The organism is Aeromonas sp. FDAARGOS 1418, assembly GCF_019048585.1.
In the GTDB taxonomy this organism is placed as follows: Bacteria; Pseudomonadota; Gammaproteobacteria; order Enterobacterales; family Aeromonadaceae; genus Aeromonas; species Aeromonas caviae.
Genome location: NZ_CP077387.1, coordinates 3045160 through 3066000 on the forward strand (window position 1 = coordinate 3045160; position 20841 = coordinate 3066000).

General features: G+C 61.5%; 16 protein-coding genes. 8 read left to right on the plus strand and 8 right to left on the minus strand.

Annotated elements, in window-relative coordinates; genetic code table 11:
• Window positions 1–332 precede the first annotated feature (332 nt).
• The 4 genes from I6L48_RS14265 to apbC form a co-directional block, all read right to left on the minus strand.
• Window positions 333–1805 (minus strand): inorganic phosphate transporter, encoded by a 1473-nt coding sequence (locus I6L48_RS14265; RefSeq protein ID WP_029314527.1) that lies wholly within the window; start codon window positions 1803–1805, stop codon window positions 333–335.
• Window positions 1806–2125: 320 nt separating this feature from the next.
• Entirely contained in the window at window positions 2126–2707 is a 582-nt protein-coding gene (gene dcd, locus I6L48_RS14270; protein ID WP_045524859.1) for a dCTP deaminase, read from the minus strand.
• 63 nt (window positions 2708–2770) lie between these two features.
• Entirely contained in the window at window positions 2771–3415 is a 645-nt protein-coding gene (udk, locus tag I6L48_RS14275) for a uridine kinase (protein WP_010674731.1), read from the minus strand.
• A gap of 108 nt (window positions 3416–3523) precedes the next feature.
• Complete coding sequence (gene apbC, locus I6L48_RS14280) at window positions 3524–4606, minus strand: iron-sulfur cluster carrier protein ApbC (RefSeq protein ID WP_113070269.1); 1083 nt, start codon at window positions 4604–4606, stop codon at window positions 3524–3526.
• Window positions 4607–4791: 185 nt separating this feature from the next.
• Between apbC and metG the strand changes: the two genes are divergently transcribed.
• Both metG and I6L48_RS14290 read left to right on the plus strand, forming a co-directional pair.
• Complete coding sequence (gene metG, locus I6L48_RS14285) at window positions 4792–6825, plus strand: methionine--tRNA ligase (protein ID WP_010674729.1); 2034 nt, start codon at window positions 4792–4794, stop codon at window positions 6823–6825.
• A gap of 195 nt (window positions 6826–7020) precedes the next feature.
• A complete protein-coding gene (locus tag I6L48_RS14290) occupies window positions 7021–7656 on the plus strand; it encodes a glutathione S-transferase family protein (protein ID WP_042017632.1) in 636 nt (211 codons plus the stop codon).
• Between the two features lie 94 nt (window positions 7657–7750).
• Here the strand turns inward: I6L48_RS14290 and I6L48_RS14295 are convergent, their stop codons facing one another.
• Window positions 7751–8023, minus strand: coding sequence for an acylphosphatase (locus I6L48_RS14295; RefSeq protein WP_042017631.1), 273 nt, complete (start codon window positions 8021–8023; stop codon window positions 7751–7753).
• An 85-nt stretch (window positions 8024–8108) separates the two neighbouring features.
• On the opposite strand from I6L48_RS14295, the gene I6L48_RS14300 reads away from it, so the two are divergent.
• Both I6L48_RS14300 and I6L48_RS14305 read left to right on the plus strand, forming a co-directional pair.
• Window positions 8109–9539, plus strand: coding sequence for a methyl-accepting chemotaxis protein (locus tag I6L48_RS14300; RefSeq protein ID WP_113070270.1), 1431 nt, complete (start codon window positions 8109–8111; stop codon window positions 9537–9539).
• A 184-nt stretch (window positions 9540–9723) separates the two neighbouring features.
• Window positions 9724–10917: a class I SAM-dependent methyltransferase gene (locus I6L48_RS14305; protein WP_216987360.1), complete on the plus strand. Its 1194-nt coding sequence runs from the start codon at window positions 9724–9726 to the stop codon at window positions 10915–10917.
• A 466-nt stretch (window positions 10918–11383) separates the two neighbouring features.
• Here the strand turns inward: I6L48_RS14305 and I6L48_RS14310 are convergent, their stop codons facing one another.
• A complete protein-coding gene (locus I6L48_RS14310) occupies window positions 11384–12028 on the minus strand; it encodes a glutathione S-transferase family protein (protein WP_113070272.1) in 645 nt (214 codons plus the stop codon).
• Window positions 12029–12287: 259 nt separating this feature from the next.
• Between I6L48_RS14310 and I6L48_RS14315 the strand changes: the two genes are divergently transcribed.
• The 4 genes from I6L48_RS14315 to I6L48_RS14330 all read left to right on the plus strand — a co-directional run bounded on the left by I6L48_RS14315 (window position 12288) and on the right by I6L48_RS14330 (window position 16623).
• Window positions 12288–13472: an acyltransferase gene (locus I6L48_RS14315; protein WP_113070273.1), complete on the plus strand. Its 1185-nt coding sequence runs from the start codon at window positions 12288–12290 to the stop codon at window positions 13470–13472.
• A 348-nt stretch (window positions 13473–13820) separates the two neighbouring features.
• The gene (gene selD / locus I6L48_RS14320) at window positions 13821–14858 is read left to right on the plus strand and encodes a selenide, water dikinase SelD (RefSeq protein WP_113070274.1); all 1038 of its coding nucleotides are present in this window, start codon (window positions 13821–13823) and stop codon (window positions 14856–14858) included.
• On the plus strand, window positions 14855–15985 hold the full coding sequence (mnmH, locus tag I6L48_RS14325) for a tRNA 2-selenouridine(34) synthase MnmH (RefSeq protein WP_113070275.1): 1131 nt from the start codon (window positions 14855–14857) through the stop codon (window positions 15983–15985). Before selD ends, mnmH begins: the two co-directional genes overlap by 4 nt.
• A complete protein-coding gene (locus tag I6L48_RS14330; RefSeq protein WP_113070276.1) occupies window positions 15979–16623 on the plus strand; it encodes an MBL fold metallo-hydrolase in 645 nt (214 codons plus the stop codon). Before mnmH ends, I6L48_RS14330 begins: the two co-directional genes overlap by 7 nt.
• Here I6L48_RS14330 and I6L48_RS14335 read toward each other — a convergent pair.
• Both I6L48_RS14335 and I6L48_RS14340 read right to left on the minus strand, forming a co-directional pair.
• Window positions 16599–17615 (minus strand): HD domain-containing phosphohydrolase, encoded by a 1017-nt coding sequence (locus tag I6L48_RS14335; protein ID WP_041215179.1) that lies wholly within the window; start codon window positions 17613–17615, stop codon window positions 16599–16601. The two genes, I6L48_RS14330 and I6L48_RS14335, sit on opposite strands and share 25 nt — an antisense overlap.
• Entirely contained in the window at window positions 17612–20782 is a 3171-nt protein-coding gene (locus I6L48_RS14340; protein ID WP_216987361.1) for a response regulator, read from the minus strand. The genes I6L48_RS14335 and I6L48_RS14340 overlap by 4 nt, the downstream gene beginning before the upstream one ends.
• Between the last annotated feature and the right edge of the window lie 59 nt (window positions 20783–20841).

Below are 20841 nucleotides of genomic sequence, written 5' to 3' on the forward strand. Positions count from 1 at the left end.
TGAACGGGAATGCCAGACATAGGGCAACCTGTAGCGCTCTTCACTCCCATCATTTCTGGTGAGGAACATAGACATGTTGGACACCCTCCCTTCAGCTTCACGTGCAAGCGTCAGCTCGTAACAAGGCGTCACACAGGCAGGTTCCCCTCACTGTGCACAACGAGTGGTTCAGGGATGTAGAGAAGCCAAAGAGGTGATAGATAATGTCATTCAACTTCTTGTCTGATGGCATATAGCTATTACTCATTGAACTATTGCCGCATGACGTGACATTCACCAGGCAACAAAAAAGGGCCCGAAGGCCCTTGTTTCATTTCCAATGACTGTCGCGCTTATCCGCCAAAGAGATGGTTGTTCAGCAGGAAGAGACCGCCGGAGAGCAGCATGGTGAGCGGCAATGTCAGCACCCAGGCCAGCAGAATGGTCTTGATGGTCTGGCTCTGCAGGCCGGACTTGTTGGCCACCATGGTCCCCGCTACCGCAGAGGAGAGAATGTGGGTGGTGGACACCGGCATCCCGGTCAGACTCGCAATCCCGATGGACGCGGCGGCCGTGATCTGGGCTGCAATGCCCTGGCTGTAGGTCATGCCGGAGGAACCGATCTTCTCCCCTACCGTGTAGACGATACGACGCCAGCCCACCATGGTGCCGCAACCGAGCGCCAGGGCGATGGACACGATGACCCAGGTCGGCGCATATTCGGCCGTTGCGGTCAGATCCTTGCGCCATTTGGCGAGATCGGTCAGCTCCTTGGCCGGCAGCGGCAACTTGGAGACCTTGCGGGCAGTGTCGTCGATGCACAGCAGCAGACGACGCACCTCGCGGCGATCCACCAGGTTCATCTCCTCGTAGGTGCGCACCTGGCCCAGACGCTTGTCGAGGGTCGCCATGGCCTGCAGGGCCTCCCCTGCCGCACAGTGGCTCATCAGCTCCTCCTGGGCTTTGGCAGGCACACTGAAGTTCACCAGATGGGAAACCTGATCCTGGTTACGCTGGTAGATCTCCATGATGCGCTGGTTGGCATCCTGGGTTCTGTCCAGATCATAGGAGCGGCTGTTCATGTCCAGCGCAAAATAGGCAGGCGCCATGCAGATCAGCACCAGCATCACCAGACCGATGCCTTTCTGACCATCGTTGGAGCCGTGCACGAAGCTCACCCCCATTGCGGAACAAATCAGTGTGACACGGGCCCAGAACGGTGGATGCTTCTTGCCGTCCACCAGCAGGCGCTCTTCCGGGGTCTTGTGGATCTTGCTGCCAAGCCATACGCGCTTCATGGCGAACAGCAGCAAGGCGGCAATGATGAAGCCCACGGTGGGAGAGATGATGAGAGAGAGCATGATGTCGATGGCTTTGCCGACGTTGATACCCTCTTTCAGGGGTTGATGGCTGATCAGGGCATAGGCACCGCCTACCCCCAGGATGGAACCGATCAGGGTGTGGGAGCTGGATGCCGGAATGCCGAAGTACCAGGTTCCCAGGTTCCAGACGATGGCCGAGAACAGCAGGGAGAACACCATGATCAGACCCTGGGTGGAGTCCATGCCAAGCAGCAGATCGATGGGCAGCAGATGAACGATGGCGTAGGCCACCCCCAATCCACCCAGCATGACACCGGCGAAATTGAACAGACCGGAAGCCACCACCGCCATATGAGCCGGCATCGCCTTGGTATAGATAACCGTTGCTACCGCGTTGGCGGTATCGTGAAAGCCGTTGATGAATTCATAGGCCAGCACAAAAAAAACGGCCAATACCAAACCGATTGACCACCACAAACCCAAACCACTAAACATTTCAAACATAAAAACGAACCTGTTTATGAGTTGCGGCGGATTATGCCAGAAGGCTCGATGCGCCATACCCGTTGTTGAAATATTTCAGCAAAAAAAAAAAAGGGCATTCCGTCAGAAAATGTCTTAGGGCCTGTAGGAACGGGGCTTGTCGAGGATTAATTTAAGTCCATTCCATTGCTGTGGATAGGCGCCAATCAAAGCCGAAGCATGGCTCAATGTCCCGAAAAAGGCCGCTTTTCAACCCGCTCGACACGCCCGTTTCCTTTTGTCAGATAAAAAAGAGGGTGCCTTGGCACCCTCCTCGATAGACAAGCCGCACGGTGCGGGGATCAATCCTGGTTGATCCGGCTGGCCACAGCCCCTTGCTGACTCTTGTATTTGGCATTTTCCCGTTTGTTGTACGGGCGAGCCGCGGTACCTGACAGCATCTCGAAGTTCAGGGCACCGATCTTCATCTTGGGACGCAGGGCCAGAGGCAACTTGCCGCCGTTGTAAAACTCCAGCACGATGCGACCGGACCAGCCCGGATCGATGCGGTGGGCGGTGACGTGCACCATGAGGCCCAGGCGAGCCAGGGAGGAGCGACCATCCAGCCAGCCGACGATATCGGCGGGCAAGGTAACCGATTCATAGGTCACCGCCAGCGCCAGCTGACCCGGGTGCAGATAGAAGGCTTCACCGTCCGGCACGTGGATCTCCTCGCTCATCACCCGCTCGATGGCATCGGCCATCTCGATACTGGTCCCGCCAAGGTCGATATAAGGCGCGGTATGATCGCGAAACACCCGAAACTCGTTGCCCAGCAGCACATCGACGCTGACGCCGCTGATCCGCTCAACACCGGGCCGCGGCTCGATGACGATCTTGCCTTCATCCAGGTGCCGTTCGATATCGGTATCACAAAGACGCATTCTGCGACTCTCCTGACAAAAGATTCATTAAAAAAAGCCGGGCATCACCCGGCTTGTTTTCTCTCAACCAATCAACATATGGCGGATACGCGCCTTGAGCATGTCGATGGCGATGCGGTTCTTGCCGCCACGGGGCACGATCACGTCAGCATACTGCTTGGACGGGTCGATGAACTGCATGAACATGGGACGCACAGTCTTCTGATACTGCTTGAGCACGGAGTCCATGGTACGACCGCGCTCCTGCACATCGCGCACCAGACGACGCAGCAAACAGATGTCGAGCGGGGTATCCATGAAGATGGAGGCGTCCATCAGTTCGCGCAGGCGGCTGTCAGTCAACAGCAGTATCCCTTCGAGGATAATGACACGGCGCGGTGCAAAGGTGGTGACCTCGGTCATGCGCGTGTGCTCGGTATAGGAGTACTGGGGGATGTTGACCGCCTCCCCTTGCGTCAGCTGGGTCAGATGCTGCACCAGCAGATCGTGATCCAGGGCATTGGGGTGGTCATAGTTGGTCTTGACCCGCTCTTCCATGGTCAGGTGGGTCTGATCACGGTAGTAGCAATCCTCGGTGATCACACCAATCTGACCCGCTCCCAGCTCGGCCACCAGCTCTTCATAGATGGTTTGGGCGATAAGACTCTTGCCGGACGCGGATGCACCAGCAATACCGATGATCACGCAGGAATGTTGAGTATCAGACATTGAAAATACCTAAAGAGAAGAGCACTGGGGATTGTTTAAACCGATCCATTATATGAAAAAGGGGTGGCCATGCCCACCCCAAATCCGTCCCCCTTGGCCGAACGCCGATTATTCGTCCAGCGCCACCGTGTAGAGCGGGGTCGCAATCGGTTTTGCGCTGAAATAGAGCTCGGCTCCTACTCGGCGAGCCAGTTTCAGGTAAGTCTGTGACAGCTCGCCATCCGGCGCACCGAACACGGTGGGGCAGCCGTCATCCATGTGCTGGCGAATGTCGATATGCAGCGGCAACTGACCAAGCAGCGCCACGTGATACTGCTCCGCCATCTTCTGGCCACCGCCGGTACCGAACAACGGCTCGTGATGCCCGCAGGCACTGCAGACGTGGTAACTCATGTTCTCGACAATGCCAAGCACAGGCACATTGACCTTGTTGAACATGGCAATCCCCTTGCGGGCATCTGCCAGCGCCACATCCTGGGGCGTCGTGACGATCACCGCCGCCGTGGTGGGCACCTGCTGGGCCAGCGTCAGCTGGATATCGCCAGTGCCCGGGGGCATGTCCACCACCAGGTAGTCCACCTCGCCCCAGCGGGTCTCGTGCAGGATCTGCCCGAGAGCCTTGCTCGCCATGGGACCGCGCCAGATGGTGGCATCCTGCTCGGCCACCAGATAACCGATGCTGTTGCTCTTGATGCCGCAGGCCATCACCGGCTCCATCAACTTGCCATCAAAGCTGACAGGGCGCTCCTTGAGGGTCCCCGTCATGGTCGGGATGGAGGGGCCATAGATGTCCGCATCCAGCAGGGCGACCCGCGCCCCCTCTTTTTGCAGCGCCAGCGCCAGGTTGACCGCGGTAGTGGACTTGCCCACCCCTCCCTTGCCGGAGGCAACCACCAGGATATTGCGGATCCCCTGCACCGCCGCCAGTTGCTGCGCGCGGGGCATGCTGGCCACGTCTATCTCCCCCGTCCAGTCGATGCGGGTCGCACCGGTTGCGCTGCGCAGCCGGGCATCGAACTCCTCTTTGATCTGTTCAAACAGGGACTGGCCGGCAAAGGGCAGCACCAGCGTGATGGCCAAGGTCTGTTCGTGCTGCTCGACTGCACGCACAAAACCGGCCGCGACCAGATCCTTGCCCCATCCTGCCGGCTTAAATTCGGCAAGGATCTGTTTTACTGAATCAATCACCATTAACTCCCCATTATGTTGTCGTTATGCTGAGGTGAACGGTTACCGCACATAAATCAGTGGCTTGCCGACGACATCGTGATGCCGCCAGTCAGGGCACCGGGGGCCACAACCCTAGGCAGGCCGCCCCCAATTCGGGTAACATGCACGGCACTGTATCATCCCAACAGGCACATAAAGAACGTATTATGGCAACTGATCCTCGTAGAATGCTGGTAACCTGCGCCCTCCCCTATGCCAACGGCTCCATTCATCTCGGCCACATGCTGGAACACATCCAGGCCGATATCTGGGTTCGTTATCAGCGAATGCGTGGCCATCAGGTGCATTTCGTCTGTGCCGACGATGCCCACGGCACGCCCATCATGCTCAAGGCTCAGCAGATGGGGATCTCGCCGGAAGAGATGATTGCCGCCGTCTCCCAGGAGCACCAGGGGGATTTTGCCGGTTTCAACATCAGCTTCGACAACTACCACTCCACCCACAGCGACGAAAACCGCGAGCTGGCGGGCGTGATCTATGGCCGCCTCAAAGAGTCCGGCAAAATCAAGATCCGCACCATCTCCCAACTGTTCGATCCGGAAAAATCCATGTTCCTACCGGATCGCTTCGTCAAGGGCACCTGCCCCAAGTGCAAGTCCCCCGATCAGTACGGTGACAACTGCGACAGTTGCGGCGCGACCTACAGCCCGACCGAGCTGATTGATCCGAAATCCGCCGTCTCCGGTGCGACCCCGGTGATGAAGGACTCCGAGCACTACTTCTTCGACCTGCCCCAGTTCGAAGCCTGGCTCGCCGACTGGGTACGCGGCTCCGGCGCCATCCAGGAAGAGATGGCCAACAAGATGCAAGAGTGGTTCGAAAGCGGCCTGCAACAGTGGGACATCACCCGTGACGCACCCTACTTCGGCTTCGAAATTCCCGGCGCCCCCGGCAAGTACTTCTATGTCTGGCTGGACGCCCCCATCGGCTACATGGCGTCGTTCAAGAACCTGTGCAACAAGCGTGGCGACATCGACTTCGACAGCTACTGGAAAGCGGACTCCGACGCCGAGCTCTATCACTTCATCGGCAAGGACATCGCCTACTTCCACTGCCTGTTCTGGCCGGCCATGCTGGAAGGCGCGAACTTCCGCAAGCCGACCAAGGTCAACGTGCACGGCTATGTGACCGTCAACGGCGCCAAGATGTCCAAGTCCAAGGGCACCTTTATCAAGGCGTCCACCTATCTCAAGCACCTGGATCCGGAGTGCCTGCGTTACTACTACGCCGCCAAGCTCAACAGCCGCATCGACGATCTGGACTTGAACCTCGAAGACTTCGTCTCCCGCGTCAACGCCGACGTGGTCAACAAGCTGGTCAACCTGGCCTCTCGCAACGCCGGCTTTATCGCCAAGCGTTTTGACGGCAAGCTGGCCGCCACCTGCGCCGAGCCCGCACTCTACGCCGAGTTTGCCAACGCCAGCGCCAGCATCGCCGAAGCCTATGAAGCGCGCGAATTCAGTCGCGCCATCCGCGAGATCATGGCCCTGGCCGACAAGGCCAACCGCTATGTGGACGACAAGGCTCCCTGGGTCATCGCCAAGCAGGAAGGGGCGGATGCCGAGCTGCAAGCCGTTTGCTCCGTCGGCATCAACCTGTTCCGCGTGCTGATGGCCTACTTGAAGCCCGTCATGCCGCAACTGGCCGAGCGCGCCGAAGCCTTCCTTGGCGAGACCCTGACCTGGGACGGCATCGCCGCCCCTCTGGTCGACCACGGCGTCGCCCCCTTCAAGGCGCTCTTCTCCCGCATCGAGTCCGCCAAGGTGGATGCCATGGTGGAAGCGTCCAAGGAAGACCTCGCCAAGGAGCAGAGCAAGAAGCCGGCAGGCCCCCTGGTGGACGATCCCATCAGCGAGACCATCACCTACGACGACTTTGCCAAGATTGACCTGCGGGTGGCGCTGATCAAGAAAGCCGAAGCGGTGCCGGAAGCCGAGAAGCTGCTGAAGTTGCAGCTGGACATCGGCGGCGAAACCCGTCAGGTCTTTGCCGGTATCAAGTCCGCCTACAACCCGGAAGATCTGGAAGGCAAGCTCACCGTGATGGTGGCCAACCTGGCCCCGCGCAAGATGCGCTTTGGTATGTCTGAAGGCATGGTGCTGGCGGCAGGTCCGGGCGGCAAGGATCTCTGGATCCTGGAGCCCCAGGAAGGTGCCCAGCCGGGCATGCGCGTCAAGTAAGCGCTGCCGCAGCCGTTCGCAACGAGGGAGGCCTCTGGCCTCCCTTTTATTTTCTCTCTTTCCTCCTCTTCTCCTGCTGATTGCGCCGTTGTGTGCTTTTCATCCCCCCTTGGGCGCTTGTTGCTCTCGATCAATTTACCTAGACTGGCGATTCACTTCGGGCCCATGGCCCCATTCATCAGGCAAGGAGCAAGCATGATCACCTTATATGGCACCCCCATCAGCCGTGCCCTGCGCGTATCCTGGTTACTGGAAGAGCTGAACGTGGCATGGCAGTTCCAGTTTCTCGACTTCGCCAAGGGCGAGAACCGCAGCGACTGGTTCTTGACCCTCAACCCGAGCGGCAAGATGCCGGTGCTCAAGGACGGGGAGTTCGTGTTGACCGAGTCCGCCGCCATCATGCAGTACCTGGCCGAGGTGTATGGCCCGAACTGGCTGCCGGCCAGAGGGACCCAGGCCTCGGCGCTGCACGCCCAGTGGATCAGTTTCATCACCTGCGAGCTGGAGCAGCCACTGTGGACCATCGGCAAGCACCGCTTCGCCCTGCCCGAGGCCCAGCGCCTGCCGGCCATCTTCCCCACCGCCAAGTGGGAGTTTGACAAGGCAGCGGCCATCGCCGAATCCTGGGTACCCGAGCAGGGTTACCTGCTGGGTGAGCAGGTCACCATCGCGGATCTGCTGCTGGCTCATACCCTGATGTGGGCCACCCGCTTCGAGCAGAGCATTCCCCCCAAACTCGCCGCCTATCGGGATCGCCTGGCCAAACGCCCAGCCCTGCAAACGGTGCTCGCCAAGACCCAGGCCATCGCCGACGCCGCCCAGGCAGGCTGACCCGCAGACAAGAGATCATCAATGCAAACGGGAGCCCGCAAGGCTCCCGTTATTGTGTGCAGGCGATGACCCTTGCCTGGCAAAGGCCGCCTCCTCAGTTGGTGTGAAAACCACTCCCCTTGGGCGGTAGCGCCACCTCATATTCCATTCGGGTCACCTCGGCGGTTCGGGGCCCGTGCTCAAGCCAGCCCAGCATCATCTGTACCTTCTGTTCGGGACCGGCAATCAGGATTTCCACCGAGCCATCTTCCAGGTTGTAGGCATGCCCCCGCAGCCCCAGTTGCAGCGCCCGCTCCCGGGTGAAGTAGCGAAACCCCACCCCCTGAACCTGACCCCACACCCGCACGACAAACGATTGCTCTCCCATTTATCACACCTTTCCCTTAAGTAATTTTTCCCCGGGGCGATAATGAGCGCGACACTCTCTTCCCCTTGCAGGACGCAATACCATTATGAAAGAAGTAAAGTTTCGGTGGGTTGACCGTTATCTCATTCACCTCACGATCAGCGAGAAATTTCTCATCACCTTCTGGTGCCCCCTGGTGTTCATCGCCTTCCTCACCTGGTATCTGCTGGCCGACGGCCATGATCAGGCGATGCAGCTCAGAGTGGATCAGCTAAAAGGGCGGGTCGAGACCACGGCCCAGCTGGTGAGCCAGCAGCCGACCCTTGCCCTGCCTGCGGATCTCGTGCTGACGCCTGGCGCCGCCACCGGCCTTAGCCAGCAGGGAGACATCTATCGCTATGGCGCCAGCGCAGGTCAGGCGGGCGTCGTCTCCGGCACCCTGGATACGAGTCACTACGCCCTCTGGGATGGTCAGGGCACCACGCTCACCATCATCGCGGTGCTGGCCGCCCTGCTGGCCCTCATCACCCACTATCTGATGACCTTTGTCTCGGGGGCGCTCTACTCCACCAACAAGGCATTGCAGACGGTAGCGAACGGCGATCTCACCTTCCGGCTCAACTTCTTCCCGGTGCGGGACGAGTTCTCCATTCTGGCCGGCAGTATCGACACCTTCACCGACCGCCAGCACAAGATAGTGCAACTGGTGGAAGAGTCCGCCGATGCCCTTACCCTGGCCGCAGACGAATTTCGCGAGCATGCCAGCGACGGCGAGCAGCTTGCCCGCGCCCAGCGCCAGCACATGGACTCCCTTGCCGCCGCCATGGAGCAGATGTCCGCCGCCATCCGGGAAGTGGCCCGCAACGCCAACGACACCCTGCTGCAAACCCGCCAGTCCAGCGACGAGGCGACTCACGGGGCACAACGGGTGGCACGCACCATCACCGCCATCCGCACCCTGGCAGACGAGATTGGCAATGCATCGGGCGCGGTCGAGCGGCTGACTCACAACGCCAATCGCATCAACGAAGTGGTCAACGTCATCAACGCCATCTCCCAGCAAACCAACCTGCTGGCCCTCAACGCCGCCATCGAGGCGGCCCGCGCCGGTGAACAGGGACGCGGCTTTGCGGTGGTGGCCGACGAGGTGCGCACCCTCGCCAGCCGCACCCAGCAGGCCACTGTGGAGATCCAGCAGATGATCGAGGAGCTCCAGGCCGGGACCGGGGCGCTGAACGACATCATGGAGAAGACGGTGGGGCGCGCGGCCGACAGCCAGCAGCTCATCACCGAAGTGGGCATGGACATCGAGCGGCTCAGCAACCACAGCGATGCGGTGCTGGAGATGAGCACCCAGATCGCCACCTCCAGCGAAGAGCAGAGTTCGGTGGCAGAGGAGATCACCCGCAACCTCGACAAGGTGCGCCACGAGGCAAGCCGGGTGGAGGAGTCCGCCAGCGCGGCGGTTGCCGGCACCACCGGCCTCAAGGGAACCGCCAGCGAACTCGGTCAGGCGCTCACCGGCCTGCGGATCTGACCCCCTCCGGCAGGCCATCGTCCAGATGGCCTGCCATGTCTGGGCCAGGCGCTGGGGACGCGCGAAACAGCCCGTTCGACCCTGACAGCGTGTGGATCCACGGATCCCGGTAGACGCGGCTTGCGTGCCTACCCTCACAGCCCCTACTATATGCCCCCTTCTTTTCTACCATCGGCAACTACCCATGAGCGCTTCCATCTATCTCGTCAAAGGCCGCGAAAAATCCCTGCTGCGTCGCCACCCCTGGCTCTTCTCCAAGGGCATTGAGCGGGTGCAGGGCAACCCCGTTGACGGCGATACCGTCGAAATCTTCACCCATGACGGCAAATGGCTCGCCCGTGGCGCCTGGTCCGGCAGCTCCCAGATCCGTGCCCGGGTCTGGACCTTCGACAAGGATGAGAGCGTCGATCTCGACTTCTTCATCCGTCGCCTCAAATATGCGCAGGAGTCCCGCGATGGGCTCATCAAGCGTCAGGGCCTCACCGGCTATCGCCTCTGCGCCGCCGAATCCGACGGTCTGCCGGGCCTCACCATCGACCGCTACGCCGACTTCCTGGTGTGCCAGATCCTCTCCGCCGGTGCCGAGTTCCAGCGCGAGCTGATCACGCAAGCCCTGCGTACCCTCTACCCCGAGTGCAGCATCTATGAGCGCTCCGACGTGGCCGTGCGCAAGAAGGAAGGGCTGAAGGAGCGCACCGGCGTCATCCATGGCGAGACCCCGACCGACCCCGTGGTGATCGAGGAGAATGGCGGCGTCAAGATCCTGGTCGATATTCGTAACGGTCACAAGACGGGTTTCTATCTGGATCAGCGGGATAACCGCCTTGCCGCAGCGAAATACACTGAAGGCAAGCGGGTGCTCAACTGCTTCTGCTACACCGGCGGTTTCGGGGTCTATGCCCTCCAGGGCGGTGCCAAGGAGGTAGTCAACGTCGATCTCTCCCAGAATGCGCTGGACATCGCCCGCCAGAACGCCGAACTGAACGGTCTCGATACCAGCAACACCCAGTTCGTGCGTCACGACGTCTTCAAGCTCTTGCGCGAATATCGCGATAAGGGCGAGAAGTTCGATGTTATCGTGCTGGACCCACCCAAGTTTGCCGAGAGCAAGGCCCAGCTGCTGGGCGCCTGCCGCGGCTACAAGGACATCAACATGCTGGCGTTCCAACTGCTGGCGCCGGGTGGCGTGCTCTTGACCTACTCCTGCTCCGGCCTGATGGAGCAGAGCCTGTTCCAGAAGATAGTGGCCGATGCGGCCCTCGATGCCGGCCGTGATGCCCAGATCCTGGAGCTCCTCTCCCAGGCATCCGATCACCCCATCGGCACCGCCTATCCGGAAGGCTTCTACCTCAAGGGGCTGGTGGTGCGCGCCCGCTAAGCCGAGCAGACCAGCGCTGCCCCCTTGTTCCCGGTTCCAGATCCGGGCCAGGCTGGGTTCTGCTAGTCATCAAAAAGCCCGCGATCAAAGCGGGCTTTTTTTATGCGGCCGCCAAAGAGACAACCTCCCCCCGACTTTGCCACCAACAGCGATTGCTGCCCCCATCCCTCCTCTTCAACTGACGACTGCCATCTTCAATCAAAGGTTGCCGCATCGTTAACCCGATTCTCATCTCTCTTTCACTACACAACCCACCAACAGAGACATGCCCGGCATTTTTTTATGCAAAAGCATGAAATATTACGCATCAACATTAAAAAATTCTCGGGGAAATATCAGCCATAAACGCATACCCACTCATCCGAATGAATATTGCTGTTTTTTCTCTGCTGTTGATAACGCCATATCCTGTCCGCCTCGAACATTGTCTGGGCGGCAGTGCCCCGCCCACCACAAATCATCCCGCTCAATCACGCGCTGGCGCGCCCAGCGGGAAGTAGTGACGAAATGGCCTCGCCTCCTCCACCACCCGCACGATGGAGGGATGATTGAGCAGACGGGCGCGATAGGCACGCAGGTGACCATAGCCAGCCGGGATCTCGTGGGCCCAGTCGGCGTAGAAGAGCGAGGGGGCGGCGGCGCAATCGGCCAGCGTGAAGTCTGCGCCGGCAATCCAGTGGCGTCCTTCCAGTCGCTGATCGAGCCAGGGGTAGATCTGATTGAGCATCTCACGGGCCTCCGCTACGCCATAGCGGTCGCGATCCGCGGCCGGGCGCAGCGCATCCAGCACCACTTTTTGCATCGGCGTCATCACATAGTTGTCGAAGACGCGATCCAGCATATGCACCTCCAGACCCGCATCGCCGGGCGGGATCAGGCTGACGGGACCCGGATGGTGCGCCTGCAGATGGGCGACGATGGTGCTGCTCTCGAGGATGCAGCGACCATCATCCAGCAACACCGGGAAGCGCTTGAGTGGCCAAAGGGCGGCAAGTTCGGCGCTGGCCGCCGGCTCTTCGAGATTCTGGTACTCGAACAGGGTGGCATTCTCGTAAAGGGCGATCAGCACTTTCTGGCTGTAGGACGAAAAGGGGTGGGCATAGAGTTTCATGAGGATGTTCCTGACGCTCAGAGGGATGACTTCCCTAGTCTAGATCCCCTCTCTATTTTCGATGCGTCCCTATCCCATGCTGGTTTTGGGATGATAAACGCCCATTCATGACGGCAATCACACCCGTATGGCTCTCTTTTAGGTAGGGTGATCCCGCCTGTGGCCGCCAAGCCGGGGCAGCCGACTCATCAGGGTTGATGAGCGGCACCACAACAAAAATTGATGTCAGGCCAAGCTGAACATCATCAAGGATCCCGTCATGAATCAATCATTGCCGCTGTTGACGCCGCTGCGGGGCATCGCTGCCCTGATGGTGGTGCTGTTCCACGCCCGCTTGCTGCTCTTCCCCCAGTGGATGGAGTCGATCGCCGGCCACACCCGACTCATCGAGAACGGCTACCTCTGGGTCGATCTGTTCTTTATCTTGAGCGGGCTGGTGCTGGCCCATGTCTACGGGGAGGCTTTCGCCCGCACGCCCCGCACCATAAGTTATGGCCGCTTCCTCTGGCTGCGGCTGACCCGGGTGTATCCCCTCTACCTGGTGACCCTGCTGCTGCTGGTTGGCTGGGAGCTCTACAAGGCCCACCACGGGATTGGCTTCTACGCCGGCCCCCTGTTCAAGATGTGGGAGTGGGAGGGGATGCCTCCTTTTGGTTCCCCCTTCACCCCCGCCGAGGCACTGCCAAGCGCCTTCCTGCTGCTGCAGGTGGTAACGGATCACGGATTGACCTGGAACTTCGCCGCCTGGTCGCTCAGCGTGGAGTGGATTAGCTATCTGCTGTTTCCACTGCTCATTCCCCTCGCCGTCACCCGCAGCCGCTGGAGCAACCTCGCCCCCTTGCTGGCCCTGACGGCACTGGCCTTTATCGTGCACAGCCGGGGTACCCTGGATGTCACCAGCGGAGCGCTGGCCATCGGGCGTGGGGTGAGTGAATTCGTGCTCGGCCTCTGGCTGCTGCCCAAGGTGAAGGCCGCCCGCCAGTGGCCCATGATGCAGCAAGATCTGCCGCTGCTGCTCGCCTTTCTACTCCCCTTCGCACTGATGCAGTTCACCATGACGCCGTTGTTGACCCTGCTACTGATCAGCGCCTACGTGTTGCTGATCTGGATTGCCGCTGCCCAGGGTGATCGCCAGAGCCCGCTGCTGCGCCTCCTGGACAACCGCTTCACCAACTGGCTGGGGGATCTCTCCTACTCCATCTACCTGCTCCACGCCCTGGTGTTGCTCACCGGCTGCGAGCTTGTCCACTCTCTGGCGCCGGGGCTCACCGCGTGGTGGTACGCCCAGACCAACCCCTTGCTGGGGGTGCTGGCCACCCTGTTGATGCTCGCCGTGCTGATCGGGCTCTCGGCGCTGAGCTACACCCTGCTGGAGCGGCCGCTGCAACGGCGACTGCGCCGGCTAGGCAAGGCTCCCCAACCAGTGATGGAGCAAGCTGGCTAGTTTCCGTCGCCACATGCTGCCCCGATGCAAGACCGGCACGCCGTCGGGGCGGCTCAAAGTGGGACTAGCCTGAGCAAGGCGAAGAGTACGGCTCTTTTTGAACCCGACAATCCCCTGCGCTTTGTGTGAATTCCAGTTCGAATCAAGAGGGCCGTCTGTGGCATAATGGCTCGTCCTGTGGTCCTCGGCGGGGCTTCGCCGGCGCATCCTTGCCCTCCTCCCGCCCTGCCTGGCAGCCTGACATCACTGTGTTCACAGGCCGCCAGGGCCACCCTATTTTTGCGCGCACATTTGACGGCGCCGCAGCAGTTATTGGCACACACAAGTCTGCCCACACAAGGGGAAAGCATGTCTTCCATTCGTCTGACCCAATACAGCCACGGCGCTGGCTGCGGTTGCAAAATCTCCCCCAAGGTGCTCGACACCATCTTGAAGAGCCAGATCCCGGGCTTTGACGACCCCACCCTGGTGGTCGGCAACAGCAGCAAAGATGACGCCGCCGTGGTCGACATCGGCAACGGCCAGGGCATCGTCTCCACCACCGACTTCTTCATGCCCATCGTCGACGATCCCTTCACCTTCGGTCGCATCGCCGCCACCAATGCCATCAGCGACATCTATGCCATGGGCGGCAAGCCCATCGTCGCCATCGCCATCCTCGGCTGGCCCATCAACACGCTGGCGCCGGAAGTGGCCCAGCAGGTGATCGACGGCGGCCGCCAGGTGTGCCACGAGGCGGGTATCTCGCTCGCCGGTGGCCACAGCATCGACGCCCCCGAGCCCATCTTCGGTCTTGCGGTGACCGGTATCGTGCCACTCGACGCCATCAAGCAGAATGACACCGCCCAGGTGGGCGACACCCTCTATCTGACCAAACCCCTTGGCATCGGCATCCTCACCACAGCCCAGAAGAAGGGCAAGCTCAAGCGCGAACATGAGCAACTGGCCCCGGATGCCATGTGCACCCTCAACAAGATTGGCCAGCGCTTCGCCGCCCTCCCCGGCGTGCACGCCATGACCGACGTGACCGGTTTTGGGCTGGCAGGCCACCTGCTGGAGATGTGCGAAGGTTCCGGCGTCAGTGCCCGTCTGGACTTCAAGGCGCTGCCGCTGCTGGACGAGGTGGATTACTACCTGAGTGAGGGCTGCGTACCGGGCGGTACCCTGCGCAACTTCGACTCCTATGGTGACAAGCTGGGCGCCATGGATGATCGCACCCGCAACATCCTGTGCGACCCGCAGACCAGCGGCGGCCTGCTGGTAGCCGTCGGTAAAGAAAGTGAAGCCGAGCTTCTTGCCATTGCCGCACAGGCAGGGCTGACCCTCTCTCCCATCGGCCAGTTGCAGGCCCGCACCGGCAACCAGTTCATCGAGGTTGTCCGATGAATACCCTGCCACTGGCCACGGATTACGCCCGGATCTTTTTGGATCAGGTTCCACTCATCGATCTGCGCGCCCCCGTCGAGTTCAAGGAAGGGGCCTTTCCCACCGCCGTCAGCCTGCCGCTGATGACGGACGAGGAGCGTGCCCGGGTCGGTACCTGTTACAAGCAGGAGGGACAGGCCGCAGCCATCACCCTGGGCCATCAACTGGTAGGTGGCGCGGTGCGCGCCGCGCGCATGGAAGGCTGGCTGGCCAGGTTGCGCCAGCAACCCGACGCCCTGCTCTACTGTTTTCGCGGCGGCCTGCGCTCCCAGACAGTGCAGCAGTGGCTGGCCGAGGCCGGCGTCACCCGCCCCCGGGTCGCGGGCGGCTACAAGGCGCTGCGCCACTTTCTCATCGACACCCAGGCGAAGGCCAGTGCAGAGTGCGACTGGACCGTGCTGACCGGCATGACCGGCTCCGGCAAGACCCACATGCTGGCGCACATCACCCAAGCGGTGGATCTGGAAGGGCACGCCCATCACAGGGGGTCGTCGTTTGGCCAGCTGCCGGGTGGGCAACCCGGCAACATCGACTTCGAAAATCGGCTTGCCATCGAGCTGCTTCAGCGTCGCAACCGGGGGGAATCACAGTTTGTGCTGGAAGACGAGAGCCGTCTTATCGGTCGCTGCGCCCTGCCACTCAACCTTTATGAGGCCATGTGCCGGGCTCCTCTGGTGGTGGTGGAGGTGCCGCAGGAGGCACGGGCCGAGCAGATCCGCACCGATTACGTGCAGGATCTCTGGTTGCGCTATCTGGAGTTCCATGGGCCAGATGCAGGCTGGCCACTGTTTGCCGGCTACCTCACCGACGCCATGGCCAGGCTCAAGCGCCGACTCGGGGACAAGGATTATCGCGAACTCGATGGGCTGTTGCAGGCCGCCCTCAGGGAACAGGCCCAGAGCGGGGACACCCGCGCCCATCTGGTCTGGATCAGGCTGCTGCTGACTCGCTACTATGACCCCATGTACCGCTATCAGCTGGACAACAAGCGCGAGCGGATCCTGTTTCGTGGTGACAAGGAGGCCTGCCTCGCCTTCTTCGCCAAACGCCCCCCCCTTCAGACCCCTCAGGAGAGTCCCACATGTTGAAGTTCGAGGTGATCCCGGTCACCCAGTTCGCCCAGAACTGTTCCCTTATCTGGTGTGACGAGACCCGCCAGGCTGCCCTCGTCGATCCCGGCGGCGAGGCGGACAAGCTGCTGGCCGCCATTGCCAAACGGGGGCTGACCCTGACCCATATCCTGCTGACCCACGGCCATCTGGATCACGTGGGCGCCGCCGCCGAGCTGCGCGAGAGAACCGGTATCGCCATTACCGGCCCCCACAAGGAGGATGCTTTCTGGCTCGATATCCTGCCCCAGCAGAGCCAGATGTTCGGCTTTGCCCATACTCCAGCCTTTACACCGGATAGCTGGCTCGAACAGGGTGACAAGGTGCAGGTTGGCAAATGCGAGCTGGAGGTCTACTTCTGCCCGGGCCATACTCCGGGTCACATCGTGCTGCTCTGCCAGTCAGAACGCCTCGCCTGGGTGGGGGATGTGCTCTTTGCCGGCAGCATAGGCCGCACCGATTTCCCGCGCGGGGATCACGGGACGCTGATCAAGTCGATCACCGAGACCCTGCTGCCGCTCGGGGATGAGATCGTCTTCATTCCGGGCCATGGCCCGAGCTCCACCTTTGGTCACGAACGGGCCAGCAATCCCTATCTGACCCAGCCCATCTGGTAATCCCCCCGCTCCTCGCGGGCATCCCATTGCGCCTTGAGGCGCAAGATCTCCGGCATGATCTCGAGAAAACGGGAGAGCAGCCGGGGATCGAAGTGCTGGCCGGAGCCATCGCGCATGGTAGCCAGCACCCGGTCCAGGGGCCAGGGCTCCTTGTAGGGACGACGCACGCTCAGGGCGTCAAAGACGTCGGCGATGGCCACGATCCGCGACGCCTCGGGGATCCCCTCGCCGGTCTCGCCGGCGGGATAGCCCGAGCCGTCCCATTTCTCGTGGTGGTGCAGGGCAATCTCCGCCGCCATGCGAAAGATGGGGGCATCGGATCGCCTCAAGATCTCGTAACCGATACGCGGGTGACTGCGCATGATGACCCACTCCTCCTCGGTGAGGGGGCCGGGCTTCTTGAGGATGTGGTCAGGGATACCAATCTTGCCCATGTCGTGCATGGGGGCCGCCAGCTCCAGCAGATCCGACTGCTCCGGGCTCCAGCCCGCCGCATCAGCCAGGGCCCGGGCGTAAGCGGCCATGCGCCAGATATGCACCCCGGTGTCGGTGTCGTTGTAGTGGCCCGCCTCGCTCAGCATGACGATGGCGGTGCGATAGCTGCACTCGAGCTGATCGAGGCGCACCAGGGAGAGATGATTGCGCACCCGGGCACGCACCGTGCTCGGACAGACCGGCTTGTAGATATAATCCACTCCGCCCGCCTCGAACCCCTGGCTCTCGCTGTCTGCGTTGTCGCTCGCGGTGATAAAGAGCACCGGGATCCCGGCGTGAGCCGGATCGGCCTTGAGCCGACGGCACACCTCGTAACCATCCATGTCGGGCATGCGCACGTCCAGCAGGATAAGTGCCGGCTCGTGACGCCCCACGGCGGCCAACCCCTCCTCTCCCCCTTTGGCAAAGAAGAGGTTGTACTCCTCCTTGAGGATTTGCCGCAGCAACCCGAGGTTGCTCGGCTCGTCGTCGATGATCAGCACGCGCGGTCGACTCATGGCGCAGGTTCCTCCCGATCCTCCAGATATTCCTCCAGCTTGCGGGTGGCGAACGGGATATCGAACAGCTCCAGGGCTGCGCTTATCTCGCTCACCAGCTCGCAAGGCAAGTGACTCCTTGCCTGGCTCAGCGCCGGCTCAATCAGATCCAGATCCTCGCTCACCAAGGCCTGATGCAGGGCGTGCAGGCAGACCTCCCGCGCCTCCCCCTGGGCCAGCGGGGAGCTGACCGCGCCCGGCTCGCGCCCGGCATAGGTATCGATGGAGTGTTGCGCCCGCTCCAGGGCCTCGAGGAAGGGTGCGATAAGCTGGCTGGTGTCGCCACCCTGCTCGATGGCCTCGTTCAACTCGGCACTGATACGCGCCACATCGGTGAGCGACAGGCTGCCCGCCACCCCCTTGAGCTTGTGGGTCAGGCTCGCGGCCGCATCGGTCTCGTGCTGGGCGATGTAACCCGGCAACACGGTACCAACCGTCATGTAGTCATCGCGAAAACGCCGCAGGTATTTAAGATAGACCGAGGCTTCACCCCAGTTGCGCAGTCCGGTATCGATATCGATGCCGGCCACCGGCTCGTGGGGGAGTAGCTCGTCGTTCACGGTGAGCGGCAGGACAACGTCCGGCAGATAACGCAGCAAGGTCGCGATGAGCTGCTCCACATCGAGCGGCTTGGCGATGAAGTCGTTCATGCCAGAGGCCAATGCCGCCTCCCGCTGATCCTTGAATACCCCTGCGGTGAGAGCCAGCACGGGAGTCTCCTCCCGCCCCGGCAGCAGGCGCAGGCGACGGGTCGCCTCGTAGCCATCCATCACCGGCATCTGCACATCCATGAGCACCAGATCGATGCGCCGGGCCGGATCTGCCAGGCAGGCCAGGGCTCGCTCCCCGTCGATGGCGGTGATCACCTCGGCCCCCTCCCGTTGCAGCAAGCGGGTCGCCACCTCCAGGTTGATGTCGCTGTCATCCACCAGCAGTATGTGCACGCCCGGCAGGCGCAGACGGCGCTGGCCACTCTCAAGGGGCTCCACATGCTCGCGCTTCTCGTGGATGAGACGCGCCACCGCATTGTAAAGACTGGAGCCGGTGACCGGTTTGTGCAGTACCAGATCCACCTGATCCGAGCCGGGGCGGTGCATCAGTTCATCCTGGGAATAGGCGGTCGCCATGATGATGATGGGTGACCGCTCCTGCTGCTCGAAGGCACGGCGAATGGCCAGGCAGGTCTCGAGCCCGTCCATGCCCGGCATGATCCAGTCGAGCAGGATCACGTCGAAACGCTCCCCCTGGCGCAGCAGATGGTGCAGCGCCTGCTCACCGGACTCCACCACCCGCGACTGCCATCCGAGGGAACCCACCGTCATCGACAGGGCGTCGCGGGTCACCTGATTGTCGTCGGCGATGAGCAGCGAGATGTGCTGCAGACGCTCGTTCAAGGCCTCGGGCCGCTCTACCTGCTCCAGCCGGACGCGGAACCAGAATTCGCTCCCCTTGCCAAGCTCGCTGGTGACGCCGATGTCCCCCCCCATCAGGTTCACCAGGCGGCGACTGATGGTCAGACCAAGCCCGGTGCCCCCAAAGCGGCGACTGGTGGAGGAGTCTGCCTGGGAGAAGGCATTGAAAATGTTGGCCTGCTGCTCGGGGGGAATGCCGATCCCGGTGTCGCGCACCCGAAACAGCAAGGTGGCCATGCCGTCTTGCTCTGCTTCCAGCAAGACCTTGACCTCCACCTCGCCGCGTTCGGTAAACTTGATGGCATTGCCGGTCAGGTTGAGCAGCACCTGCTCGAGGCGCAGGGCGTCCCCAATCAGATGGGAAACCGGCTCGGGGGCACTGCTCACCACCAGTTCGAGGTGCTTCTGGCCAACGCAGGTGGACATGATGGCCGCCACGTGATCGAGCACCTCTTCCAGACTGAATGGCACCCGCTCAAGCTCAAGCCGACCCGACTCAATCTTTGAGAAATCAAGGATGTCGTTGATGATCCCGAGCAGCGCCTGCCCGGCCTGGTGGATTTTGCGCACCAGGGCATGCTGACCATCGTCGAGACCTCCCTGTTCGAGCAGGTAGGTCAGCCCCATGATGGCGTTCATGGGGGTGCGGATCTCGTGGCTCATGTTGGCGATGAAATCACCTTTGACCTGTGCCAACCTGGCCGCTTCCTGCTGGGCCAGTTGCTCCTTGTGCCTGCTGCGCACCAGTGCAGCCACACCGGCACCAAACAACAGCAGCAGCACGGCGCTGGCGGCCAAGATGATCCCCCAGATATGAGTGCGAATGGCCTGCAGCTCGCTGTGCGGCACCAAGGACGCGGCTTTCCAGATCAGCTGATCATGATTCTGTGCCGGGTACAGGGTGGTCCAGCTCCAGAGTCCGTCGGCAGACTCCATCTGGCCGTTTGATGCGTCCCAGAACGCCTGCCAGGCCTGGGGGGAAGTGTGCTTCAGGGTGAGATCCGGGCGCTCGAGCATGAAGCCCCACTCCCGGGATGGGTCCGGGCTGCGCAGCCAGTATCCGTCCTGGTTGAACAGCATGGTGTGATCGGCTGCCTTGCCGCTGCTGTCGGCAAACTCCTTGAGCATACGGGCGGCCTGGACGTTGATAAGCAGCAAACCAAGATCACGCCCCCCAAGGCGCAGACGCTTGGCAATGCGGATCATGGGGTTGAAGGGGCGATCGATCACCCCGTGTTCAACGTTGAGATCGAGCGGCGAGACGTAGACCCGCTCCCAAGGCAGCGCCATGGCATCACGAAAGTAGTAACGATCCCCCTTGTTCTGCAACTGGTCGTCCGCCACCCGCCACAGACGCGGACCCTGACGATCGATGCGCACTAGCTCCATGCCATCCGGGGCAAGCCAACGCACCTGGGCATAGTCGGGATTGCGGTTCATCAGGATGGTGAACTGGACGGCCAGGGTGTCACGGTCATTGCGAGCCGCCGCTTCGAGCAGGATGGGTTCTTCCGACATGCTGCGCACATGGCGCAGTGGCACCGCCAGCTCGCCGTCAAGGCGGCCGCTGGCGAGCGCCAGGAAAGTGCTCTCATCGCTGCGAACGCGATAGAGCTCGCGCTCGATCAGTGCATTGCCCAGCAGATAGCCACCCGCCAGGACCAACAGCAGAATAGGTGAAAACAGCAGGATATATGTCCGTACGATTCCCTTCATAACGGTCAACATCGCCCCGAAAAATGGACTTGTCCGAGTACTTCTTGAACATCAGAGCA

Bases quoted from the DNA above. Each gene is read 5' to 3' on its own strand.
- I6L48_RS14265 (WP_029314527.1), bottom strand. From the start codon at position 1,805: ATGTTTGAAATGTTTAGTGGTTTGGGTTTGTGGTGGTCAATCGGTTTG.
- dcd (WP_045524859.1), bottom strand. From the start codon at position 2,707: ATGCGTCTTTGTGATACCGATATCGAACGGCACCTGGATGAAGGCAAG.
- udk (WP_010674731.1), bottom strand. From the start codon at position 3,415: ATGTCTGATACTCAACATTCCTGCGTGATCATCGGTATTGCTGGTGCA.
- apbC (WP_113070269.1), bottom strand. From the start codon at position 4,606: ATGGTGATTGATTCAGTAAAACAGATCCTTGCCGAATTTAAGCCGGCA.
- metG (WP_010674729.1), top strand. From the start codon at position 4,792: ATGGCAACTGATCCTCGTAGAATGCTGGTAACCTGCGCCCTCCCCTAT.
- I6L48_RS14290 (WP_042017632.1), top strand. From the start codon at position 7,021: ATGATCACCTTATATGGCACCCCCATCAGCCGTGCCCTGCGCGTATCC.
- I6L48_RS14295 (WP_042017631.1), bottom strand. From the start codon at position 8,023: ATGGGAGAGCAATCGTTTGTCGTGCGGGTGTGGGGTCAGGTTCAGGGG.
- I6L48_RS14300 (WP_113070270.1), top strand. From the start codon at position 8,109: ATGAAAGAAGTAAAGTTTCGGTGGGTTGACCGTTATCTCATTCACCTC.
- I6L48_RS14305 (WP_216987360.1), top strand. From the start codon at position 9,724: ATGAGCGCTTCCATCTATCTCGTCAAAGGCCGCGAAAAATCCCTGCTG.
- I6L48_RS14310 (WP_113070272.1), bottom strand. From the start codon at position 12,028: ATGAAACTCTATGCCCACCCCTTTTCGTCCTACAGCCAGAAAGTGCTG.
- I6L48_RS14315 (WP_113070273.1), top strand. From the start codon at position 12,288: ATGAATCAATCATTGCCGCTGTTGACGCCGCTGCGGGGCATCGCTGCC.
- selD (WP_113070274.1), top strand. From the start codon at position 13,821: ATGTCTTCCATTCGTCTGACCCAATACAGCCACGGCGCTGGCTGCGGT.
- mnmH (WP_113070275.1), top strand. From the start codon at position 14,855: ATGAATACCCTGCCACTGGCCACGGATTACGCCCGGATCTTTTTGGAT.
- I6L48_RS14330 (WP_113070276.1), top strand. From the start codon at position 15,979: ATGTTGAAGTTCGAGGTGATCCCGGTCACCCAGTTCGCCCAGAACTGT.
- I6L48_RS14335 (WP_041215179.1), bottom strand. From the start codon at position 17,615: ATGAGTCGACCGCGCGTGCTGATCATCGACGACGAGCCGAGCAACCTC.
- I6L48_RS14340 (WP_216987361.1), bottom strand. From the start codon at position 20,782: ATGAAGGGAATCGTACGGACATATATCCTGCTGTTTTCACCTATTCTG.